The sequence below is a fragment of the Rhodopirellula europaea 6C genome (assembly GCF_000338295.1).
GTDB classification, from domain to species: Bacteria; Planctomycetota; Planctomycetia; order Pirellulales; family Pirellulaceae; genus Rhodopirellula; species Rhodopirellula europaea.
In genome coordinates this window covers 20,926-30,380 of sequence record NZ_ANMO01000072.1, presented here as the reverse complement: position 1 = coordinate 30,380, position 9,455 = coordinate 20,926, and the positions used below count along the sequence as shown (strand labels likewise).

10 protein-coding genes and 2 pseudogenes are annotated in these 9,455 nt (G+C 54.8%); 10 read left to right on the top strand and 2 right to left on the bottom strand.

The window, feature by feature from the left end; genetic code table 11:
• Positions 1 to 210, bottom strand: a pseudogene (locus RE6C_RS32750) (hypothetical protein); the annotation flags it as partial.
• A gap of 198 nt (positions 211 to 408) precedes the next feature.
• On the opposite strand from RE6C_RS32750, the gene RE6C_RS06115 reads away from it, so the two are divergent.
• The 10 genes and pseudogenes from RE6C_RS06115 (at position 409) to RE6C_RS06075 (ending at position 8,546) form a co-directional block, all read left to right on the top strand.
• Positions 409 to 1,338 carry a glycine/sarcosine N-methyltransferase gene (locus RE6C_RS06115; protein ID WP_008654826.1) on the top strand — a complete coding sequence of 310 codons (930 nt, stop codon included), beginning with the start codon at positions 409 to 411 and terminating at the stop codon, positions 1,336 to 1,338.
• Positions 1,335 to 2,174 carry a methyltransferase domain-containing protein gene (locus tag RE6C_RS06110; protein WP_008654825.1) on the top strand — a complete coding sequence of 280 codons (840 nt, stop codon included), beginning with the start codon at positions 1,335 to 1,337 and terminating at the stop codon, positions 2,172 to 2,174. The genes RE6C_RS06115 and RE6C_RS06110 overlap by 4 nt, the downstream gene beginning before the upstream one ends.
• Before the next feature lie 10 nt (positions 2,175 to 2,184).
• Positions 2,185 to 3,900, top strand: coding sequence for a BCCT family transporter (locus RE6C_RS32600; RefSeq protein WP_201766869.1), 1,716 nt, complete (start codon positions 2,185 to 2,187; stop codon positions 3,898 to 3,900).
• 458 nt (positions 3,901 to 4,358) lie between these two features.
• Positions 4,359 to 5,258: pseudogene (locus RE6C_RS33465) on the top strand (DUF1593 domain-containing protein); the annotation flags it as partial.
• 90 nt (positions 5,259 to 5,348) lie between these two features.
• Positions 5,349 to 5,837: a hypothetical protein gene (locus RE6C_RS33460; protein ID WP_390175914.1), complete on the top strand. Its 489-nt coding sequence runs from the start codon at positions 5,349 to 5,351 to the stop codon at positions 5,835 to 5,837.
• Between the two features lie 553 nt (positions 5,838 to 6,390).
• The gene (locus tag RE6C_RS06090; protein ID WP_008654813.1) at positions 6,391 to 6,702 is read left to right on the top strand and encodes a hypothetical protein; all 312 of its coding nucleotides are present in this window, start codon (positions 6,391 to 6,393) and stop codon (positions 6,700 to 6,702) included.
• A 46-nt stretch (positions 6,703 to 6,748) separates the two neighbouring features.
• Positions 6,749 to 7,030: an alkaline phosphatase family protein gene (locus tag RE6C_RS06085; RefSeq protein ID WP_008654811.1), complete on the top strand. Its 282-nt coding sequence runs from the start codon at positions 6,749 to 6,751 to the stop codon at positions 7,028 to 7,030.
• Between the two features lie 31 nt (positions 7,031 to 7,061).
• Positions 7,062 to 7,217 carry a hypothetical protein gene (locus tag RE6C_RS32745; RefSeq protein WP_008654804.1) on the top strand — a complete coding sequence of 52 codons (156 nt, stop codon included), beginning with the start codon at positions 7,062 to 7,064 and terminating at the stop codon, positions 7,215 to 7,217.
• An 18-nt stretch (positions 7,218 to 7,235) separates the two neighbouring features.
• Positions 7,236 to 7,472 (top strand): hypothetical protein, encoded by a 237-nt coding sequence (locus RE6C_RS06080; protein WP_008654803.1) that lies wholly within the window; start codon positions 7,236 to 7,238, stop codon positions 7,470 to 7,472.
• An 81-nt stretch (positions 7,473 to 7,553) separates the two neighbouring features.
• A complete protein-coding gene (locus tag RE6C_RS06075) occupies positions 7,554 to 8,546 on the top strand; it encodes an HAD family hydrolase (RefSeq protein ID WP_039961319.1) in 993 nt (330 codons plus the stop codon).
• 510 nt (positions 8,547 to 9,056) lie between these two features.
• On the opposite strand, the gene RE6C_RS32150 is transcribed toward RE6C_RS06075, so the two are convergent.
• Positions 9,057 to 9,440, bottom strand: a complete 384-nt coding sequence (locus tag RE6C_RS32150; protein ID WP_160167188.1) for a hypothetical protein — start codon at positions 9,438 to 9,440, stop codon at positions 9,057 to 9,059.
• Positions 9,441 to 9,455 lie beyond the last annotated feature (15 nt).

Below are 9,455 nucleotides of genomic sequence, written 5' to 3'. Positions count from 1 at the left end.
GAGGTGGACTTGTCGGGCCACGTTGCTTGGGGCAATCGGCCCGCAGCTAGCAATCTCCTTAAGCACCACCAGTTGAGGTCCCGTCAAACCATGGCCACCGACCAATTGCCGGGAATGAAGATCGACCGCGCGGATAATCTGCCGGATCGCAGCGACAATTTTATCCTCCTGGCTGAGTCGTTCGCTATCCGGAGGCGGTAGGTCATTCATTATTTTAGCGGGGCTCGCAATCGGGATTCGCGGTGTCAGCATGGACGATTTCACAACGCACTGGTAGCACCTCGATCAACATGATACGGTGTGAAGGCCTGCCAAGAAGCTTTGAATGCAAAGCATTTTAACAGGGCTTCTATTCAGGCTCGATGAACGGCTGCGACGACGGATACCTACCCGCAGGAAACGCGAACGATGAGCAATTCAACTGAAACGTCACTCTTGGCGTATCGCCAACAAAGCTATGGCGACGATCCGACGAAGGTCCGCGACACGAATAAGTACACAGACGAGTACGTTCGCGGTTTTGTGGAAAAGTGGGATGACCTGATCGACTGGGACCAACGAAGCGAAACAGAAGGATCATTCTTCATCGAAGAACTACGCAAACGAGGTGTAAAGCGTGTCTTAGACGTGGCCACCGGCACCGGATTTCACTCCGTCCGGCTGATTGAAGCGGGTTTCGAGGTCGTCAGTGCTGACGGCAGCCCGTACATGCTGGCCAAGGCGTTTGAAAATGGTCGCCGACGCGGCCACGTTCTGCGAACCATCCAGGCCGATTGGCGATGGCTTAATCGAGACGTGGCCGGTCGCTTCGATGCCGTGATCTGCCTGGGGAATTCCTTCACGCACCTGTTCAACGAACGCGATCGGCGCAAAGCACTCGCCGAGTTCTATTCCGCACTGAAACACAATGGCGTGCTGATTCTGGATCAGCGAAACTACGACTCGATCTTGGATCATGGTTTCGATTCAAAGCATAAATTCTATTACTGCGGCGAGCAAATTTCTGCACTGCCCGAACACGTTGACGACGGTCTGGCCCGATTTTGCTATTCGTTCCCGGACGGGTCGAAGTACCACCTGAATATGTTTCCGCTGCGGAAACGCTACGTCTGCGACCTGATGCAACAGGTCGGTTTTCAACGCGTCGACACCTTTGGCGATTTTCAAGAGACCTATCACGAGCCGGATCCGGATTTCTTCATCCACGTGGCCGAGAAGTGCTACGACTCGTTGGTGCCCAAAGAATTGCAAGCCCACCCAGATGCTGGGCACGTCGACGTTGCCGAAAAGAATTCCGAGTCAACCACCGGCGACGACATCACCAAGGATGCTTCATGAATTTGCCCGCCTATGATAACGCGACAGAAACGGCCAGACGCTACTACAACAGCAGTGATGCGGACACGTTCTACGCCGAAGTATGGGGTGGCGAGGACATTCATATCGGAATCTATCAGTCATCTGACGAACCGATCAGCCGCGCCAGTCATCGCACGGTCCAGCACTTGACCGAGCGACTCCGCGGAATCGATGCTTCGTCGGTCATTCTGGACATCGGCAGCGGCTACGGCGGCGCGGCACGGCACCTGGCTCGCCATTTCGGTTGCCGTGTGATCGGCCTGAACCTGTCAGAAACCGAAAACACACGCCATCGCCAATTGAATGAACAAGCCGGTTTGAATGACCAAATCGAGGTCATCGACGGCGCCTTCGAATCGATCCCATTGGCTAACAATCACGTTGATGTGGTGTGGTCGCAAGACGCAATTTTGCACAGCGGTGATCGCAAGCAGGTTTTGCGGGAAGTCAATCGTGTTTTACGTCCCGGCGGCCAGTTCGTATTTACCGATCCGATGCGAGCGGATGATTGCCCTGCTGAAGCGCTCACCGCGATCTTGGAACGCATTCATCTGCCGGACTTGGGTTCGACAGAGTTTTACCGACGTGCGGCCGATGAATTGGGTTGGCAAGACAATGGCTTCGAAGCCATGCCGGAGCAGTTGGTCAATCACTACTCACGGGTGCTGGAAATGACCGAGGCGAATTCGACCGACTTGGCGGACAAGGTGTCGGCGTCTTACCTTGAGCGAATGAAAGTTGGCTTACGACACTGGATCGACGGCGGTCGAGCAGGCTGTTTGAACTGGGGCGTTTTCTTATTTCAGAAGTCGTAGCGGCATGGAAATGTCCCGCAAGCACACCCGATCCGGCGACCCGATCGTTCGCTGGGGCAAACACTTCCATTTCCACCGAGTGGTCTTTCCACTAGCCAGCGCGTTGATCGTGGCCCTGGTAGTAGTGAGCCTCAGTTTGCCCCGCGAGACGGCGGTGGAAACCTTTGGCGGCATGCGAGATTGGATCGGTGACGCTTTCGGATGGCTGTACCTGTTGTTGATGAATGGTTTGTTGGGATTGGCAGCCTATCTAGCACTCGGTCCATACGGCAGCATCCGATTGGGCCAAGCGGACGATCGGCCTGAATTCGGAAGGTTGTCTTGGTTCGCCATGCTATTCAGCGCCGGCATGGGGATCGGATTGCTATTTTGGAGCGTCGCGGAGCCGATTGAGCATCTCGTGAGTCCTCCGCCGGGACGATCCACTGGTATCCAGCCGGCTCGTTTAGCGATGGCGACGACGATTTTTCATTGGGCATTGCACCCCTGGGCACTCTACGCGATCGTTGGGTTAGCGCTTGCCTATTTTGGCTTTCGCAAACAGTTGCCACTTAGTTTCCGATCGTTGCTGCATCCGCTTTTAGGGGATCGAGTGAACGGTTGGGCGGGACATTTCGTGGACACGTTGGCGATCGTGGCGACGCTGTTGGGCGTGGCGACCTCATTGGGCATTGGTGCGCAGCAAGTCAACGCGGGACTCACTTTCTTGTTCGGCGTGCCGCTTGGAATCGGCGTTCAAGTCGCCTTGATCGGTGGGATCACCTGTGTGGCAACGATCTCGGTCATGCTCGGACTGGGGACAGGAATACGTCGCCTGAGCGAATTGAATATCGGTTTGGCAATGCTGCTGATGCTGATGGTCGTTGCTGCCGTGGGATTGTCGTCATATATGCGCGGTGTCAGTGATAACATCGGTGCCTATCTTCAATATCTACCGAGCAGTTCGTTTCGAGCCGGTGCGTTCTCTCGCGAAGGGAGCCAATGGCTCAATTCATGGACGGTCTTCTATTGGGCTTGGTGGATCTCTTGGTCACCCTTTGTCGGCATGTTCATCGCGAGGGTTTCTCGCGGACGAACGATACGCGAATTCATTATCGGCGTATTGTTAATGCCAACCGCGATTAGCATCTTGTGGCTGACGGCGTTTGGAAACACGACCCTCGATGAGCACCGACAGCATATGCAATCGATCGAAGACGGACGCAACGACGCCGATAGATTGCCATCCTATAACGTTGCCGTTCTTGACGATTCCGGGACGGCGAAACGGAATGACGAGGGTCGGTTGTTAATCCAAGAACAATCCTTGACGACCGTGCAGTACATGGACGCTACGATCGTCAGTGAGGACGGCGGGTCGATCATTCCGACCTTGCCGACCGCCATGTTCGCGATGCTCGCCGGGTTGTATATGTCGTCCTGGTTTGCCCCGCTTGCGATCGGTATTGCCACCACATGCGTGGTACTCTTTTTCGTCACCTCGTCGGATTCGGCGTCGATGGTCATCGACATCATCGCGTCAGGCGGCAATCCGAACCCTCCCTTGGGCACACGTTTGTTTTGGGCCATCGCGGAGGGGGGCGTCGCGGCAACGCTGTTGGTCGCGGGCGGGTTGAATGCCTTGCAGGCGGCATCGATTACCGCCGCGCTGCCAATGACGTGCATCGTGATCCTCGCATGTGTCGGTCTACTTCGTGAATTGCAAAACGAGGCAGAAAGCCAGTAGCCAAAGATCGCAGACCGCCAATTGGTGCAACATGACGTCGCCCGTACAAACAAATTTGGCGGGGAACACGTCAAACCCACCACCACATCGAGCAGTAGCATGCCGAGACAACACGGGTTCCTCGCGAACCGCCGCAATCATCCTAACCTTCAATTCAACAAGCCATCTAGCCGACGGACGTTAGTTTCGGTTGGATCGAAGCAACCGTGGCTAACGCCGATCGGCTAATTCGGATTCGGATAGCTCTACCCCCCTCATGCAGAGAGGTCGGGCGAAAAGAACCGCCGGAACACCGTCCCGCGCAGTCAGGCCTACGAGTAAACCATGGTTGTTGGATCACAGCGCTACCGATTTGTCGGCAGCGGCTGGTTGTCTTCCGAGCCTTCTATGAAGTCTATACAATTCTTTCCTTCGCATTTGCCAGTAAGAACTCTTCTTAATTTTCAAAGTGTCGGCGCATGGTTCCAAAAGCGGGACGGTTCTGTCTCCTTATTTGCATGCTTCCCAGCATGCTTGTCGCAGAGACGCCGCAGGCGAAGTCTCGGTTGATTGTCATGGCAGACATGGGCAACGAGCCGGACGAAGTTCAGCAAATGGCTCACTTGTTGATGTACGCGAATCGGATTGACCTCGAAGGTCTGATTGCTTGCTCCGGCAAGTACCTGCACGCAGATCGAACGGATGGCCGAACGGAAACACGCCCGGAGTTGTTCCACAATCTTGTCGACGCTTACGCCGAAGTCGTCGAGAATCTGAAACGACACGAAGACGGTTGGCCGGAGGCAACCTATCTTCGCAGTATCATCCGGTCCGGATCGGCGGGTTACGGAATCGACGACGTCGAAGCGGGACGCTCGAACGAGGCATCCAAACAAATCGAGGCCGCTCTTTTGTAGGACGACCCGCGTCCGCTGTACATCGTGTGTAACGCAGGAGCCAATACGCTTGCTCAGACGCTTGTGGATCTGGGCCAGACGCGAACACGAGAAGAAATGGACGCGATTTGCAGGCGGTTGATCGTGTTTGAAAATGGTGCCCAGGACAATTCCGGTGCCTGGATCGCTGGCAAGTATCCCGAGATCGCTTGGTACAGAAGCAACCATCAAACGTATTCCTACGGCGGTCCCGGAAGGGCGGAAGGCCCCTACACATGGGAACCGTTTGCTCGCGATCCCGTTGGCCAAAACGAGTGGGCAGAGAAGCACATCATGAAAGAACACTGTGCGTTGGGTGCCGCGTATCCCGCCAGAAGGATCAATCGGCGAGTGCACTTTATCGAAGGCGGCGGAACGATCCCATGGACCGGATTGGTCAACTTTGGCCTGACGGATCCACTGCACTTGGAATGGGGCGGATGGAGCGGTCGGTTCTTGCGCGAACGACACAAGAACATCTTGTCACGCCACGCGGACATTCGAAAGGACGAGCAAAGCTATTCTGATTTCTTGATGTTCGAAGCCGATTCCGAAGTCGAAACCTGGACCGACCCAATCCACGACGAAGTCTTCAAAGGGCGTTCCGTTCCGGTCTGGCGTTTTCGGCGAGCCATGTTCAACGACTTTCGGGCACGTATGGATTGGTGCGTGAAGTCGTTTGACGAGGCAAATCATGATCCGATTGCAGCATTCAATGGGGATACCGGCAACAGCATCATCCAACTGAAAGCCAGCCCTGGCCAAAGGCTCTCACTCGACGCATCTGGCTCTTCTGACCCGGACGGTGACGATTTGAAAACGTCGTGGTGGATCTACCGCGAAGCGGGAACGTATTGTGGCGATGTCGAGATATACAATGCCACGGACGCCATGGCGGCAGTCGACATTCCCGAGGACGCAGCTGGCAGCGAGGTCCACCTCATTTTGCAAGTCATTGATATCAATGAAATCGTTCCGCTGTACGACTACCGCAGGATCATCATCACGGTCGACCGCTCGTAAGCCATGACCAATGAAACCCCCGACGAAGTGGGACCACGCTTCAAGAAGCGAAACAAACCTCAACAATGACCGCCGCCGCACCCGATACGCAAATCACGAATACGCTTCTCCCAGCGTTTCTGATTCCCGTCGATGAAACTGAAAAACAGGCGTTCAAGGATCATCACGACGGATCCATCGGTGTGCGATTAGCGAAGATCAGTGTTCTCACCAACAGGAACACTTTTCTCACTGATCAACACGAATCGCTGTGCGGTCCTGCCAAAACCTGAGACAAGAAAGGGGACGGCGCACACTTTCACCCTCCTGGCACGAGGGACGGGTGACGGGAGGGTCGAGCGAAGCGTGGGGAGGTCGATCGGGGATTGGCCTGGTTAGGTTGCGAGCTTTCGGTGGAAGAGAGTGCGAGCTGCTTCCCGTGCCCGGCCCTCAAACGCTCACGGTTTTGACGCAATGCGAAATGCATTCCTTTATCACCTGATACGCCTACTCGTATCCGCTGGAATCGTTCAACCGATCGATAGAACCGGAGCTCCGCGAAGCGTTCGCAAAGATGACCAATGGGACCGTCGAAGCCAAAGCCAGAAAACCAGCTCGCGAAGTGGCCAAGGTCACCAACGACAGCATCGCCGAAATCGATGTGATGACCACGAAGGCATCGCTCGAGTATCTCGAGAAGTTTGCCAAGGAAGACACACCGTTCCTGATGAGCATTAACTTTGCCAAGAACCACCAACCGAACCTTCCCGCCGATGGCTACAAAATGAAGTTGCCTGCCAAGAGCAAATACGCCGACTGCTTCGTTGACGCTGGACGACGACATCGGCAAGATCGTGGAGACGATCCGGGAACTCGGCATCGATGACAACACGTTGGTGTTCTAGACCGTTGACAATAGTGAGTGGCAAGACGTGCCCCCCGACGTCGGGTACACACGATTTCGTGGCAACAAAGGAACCGCTCGCGAAGGCGGTCACCGCGTCCCCGCAATCGCTTGGTTGCCTGGCAAGATCAACCGCGGCACCGACTCGCACGAAATCGTAGGTGGCATCGATATACTCGCCGCGTTCGCTTCGGTCGCCGGAGTGGAACTGCCCAAACGAGACCGTGATGGTGAACCAATCGTCTTCGACGGACAGGACATGACACCGCTTCTGACCGACAAGGCAGACAAGTGGACTCGCCGCAAATGATACTACTTCACCGAATCAGCCCTTTCCCCCGATGCGATTCGGCAAACGCAAGGCCGCCTTCGACCTACGTGGTGACAACGGTGCCCAAGCCGGCAGCGACGCTCCCGTGGCTGAATTGGGATGGAGTGGACCGCAGAAGTATGCAGCCACGGTCTCGGCGGTTTATGATTTGTGGCAAGACCATTAGGAGCGCTATGACTTGTTCATGAAAAGCTTTGCCAAGAAAACCTGGACGATCGTTCTGTTCAACAAAGCAACCAGCGAGTTAATGCAGACCGACGTGGAAACCCCACCGCGTAAACTCCCGAGTGAAACGTACACCGGCCCAATGACGATCGAACGATTCCGCAAGGTCAATGAAATCAAATCGCTGCTGACGAAGAAAGGCATTGATTTGAAAGGGCAGAAAGACTGTTCACTTTTGCGAGGCGTCGCGGGATGACTCCGCGCCATGCATTCCATGCGCAATCCTCTTTCGTAACGTTCATATTATATCGCCCCATCTTTCAACGAAAACGAAATCATGAAAATCAATTGTTGTGCCTGCCTCGTTGTATCTGTTGCGATGACGCTGACCAGTTCGCCAATCGCGGTGGCGGACGATCCACTTCCTTCGTGGAACGATACGGCCGCAAAGCAGTCGATTGTGGCTTTCGTCGAGAAGGTCACCCAACCAGGGTCGCCGGACTTCGTTCCTGCCGATGAACGGGTCGCGACGTTTGACAACGACGGCACGCTGTGGAGCGAACAGCCGTACTACTTCCAACTCGCGTTTGCACTCGACCGGGTCAAAGAAATGGCACCGGATCACCCCGAGTGGAATACCCAACAACCGTTTCAGGGTGTTTTGGAAGGCAACCTAAAAGCGGTCATGGCAGGCGGCAAAAAGTCATTGATCGAAATCGTTGCCGCCACGCACGCGGGCATGACCGCGGAGGAGTTTGAACAGATTGTCACAAAGTGGATCTCCACCGCAAAGCATCCCAAAAGCGGGCGTCTGTATAAGGAAATGGTTTATCAGCCGATGTTGGAATTGCTCGCGTACTTGCGAGCCAACGATTTCAAAACCTTCATCGTTTCGGGAGGTGGCATCGAGTTCATGCGGCCATGGACGGAAGCGACCTACGGTATCCCACCGGAACAGGTTGTTGGCAGCAGCATCAAGTCGCGATACGAGGTTCGTGATGGAAAACCGGTCATCGTTCGTTTACCGGAAATTGACTTTATCGACGACAAAGAAGGCAAGCCAGTTGGCATTCATTCCCATATCGGCCGTCGCCCCATTTTCACCGCCGGCAATTCCGACGGCGACTGGGCGATGTTGCAGTACACGACAATCGGCCGATCACCGAGTTTTGGTTTGATCGTGCATCACACCGACGCTGACCGGGAATGGGCGTACGATCGCGAATCACACATCGGCCAACTTGACAAAGCCCTCGATGACGCTGAGCAGAAAGGCTGGACGGTTGCGGATATGAAGCAGGATTGGAAGGTCGTTTATCCGTCGAAGTGATCAGAGCGGACAAGTTTGGTTGCAATCGAAATCCATCATAGCTGGACTCGCTAACAGTTCAGGTCGATCCCAAAAGGATTCCAAGCAAGCCCAGTCGATTGATCGTGAGGTACCGTCAGGTTCCGACGCCAACGACTATTCGCTCTGCGCGGAGAGTCACAACAAATAGCCAGAAACCTCGCGACAATCTTCAAAGCTATTTCCGATCTGATTCCGGTTCGATTCCCAACGTTCGAACACCGCCAAATCCTCAAAAATCTTCAGCGAGAGAAATTGGCGAATATTGGTTGCTCGCCAGCATCAATATTGCCGCGTGACGCCATCGCCGAATGGCTTAGTCATCCGCTAGCTCGATGTTTTACCGGCATGAAGACGGATCACAGTCAGACTGTGTCTGTTTACAAAACCCCTCGCATAAGCGTTCAAACGAGGAATCGATGCCATCGGTGACGGCCGTGTCATCCAATGCGAGGGCTGAGGTGGTGGCGTGATTCCGGGCGTGCTTCGGGCTTAGAAAGGTCGATCCAGCAGACAGCCATCATGAGGAAAAGTCCTCAGAAAGACGCAAGCAAAACACGACGCCAATTTTTCGACGAGTCCAAACCAGATGCCGTGCAAATGCGCCTCGATGGAAACACCGCAACGTCCATTGTTGAACGACTCGGTCTCTCGAGAACCAATCTGCATTCTCGATGGAAACGAGAGCGGATGCGGCAAAGCGGCCCGGGTGCTGCGGCGCTCGATACGCCGATCAAGGAACTCGAAGCGGAACTGCGGCGGGTCGAGCGAGTTGATGGTGATGACCGAATACCAGACAGCATCTGAAAGAGAGAGCTTGGAGATTGCTTCAGCTGATACAGCCGAGCACGAAACCACTCGATTCTCGGTTATCAATCCCCATCGCAATTT

Coding starts and splice junctions, on each gene's coding strand:
- RE6C_RS06115 (WP_008654826.1), top strand. CDS start 409: ATGAGCAATTCAACTGAAACGTCACTCTTGGCGTATCGCCAACAAAGC.
- RE6C_RS06110 (WP_008654825.1), top strand. CDS start 1,335: ATGAATTTGCCCGCCTATGATAACGCGACAGAAACGGCCAGACGCTAC.
- RE6C_RS32600 (WP_201766869.1), top strand. CDS start 2,185: ATGTCCCGCAAGCACACCCGATCCGGCGACCCGATCGTTCGCTGGGGC.
- RE6C_RS33460 (WP_390175914.1), top strand. CDS start 5,349: ATGTTCGAAGCCGATTCCGAAGTCGAAACCTGGACCGACCCAATCCAC.
- RE6C_RS06090 (WP_008654813.1), top strand. CDS start 6,391: ATGACCAATGGGACCGTCGAAGCCAAAGCCAGAAAACCAGCTCGCGAA.
- RE6C_RS32745 (WP_008654804.1), top strand. CDS start 7,062: ATGCGATTCGGCAAACGCAAGGCCGCCTTCGACCTACGTGGTGACAAC.
- RE6C_RS06080 (WP_008654803.1), top strand. CDS start 7,236: ATGAAAAGCTTTGCCAAGAAAACCTGGACGATCGTTCTGTTCAACAAA.
- RE6C_RS06075 (WP_039961319.1), top strand. CDS start 7,554: ATGAAAATCAATTGTTGTGCCTGCCTCGTTGTATCTGTTGCGATGACG.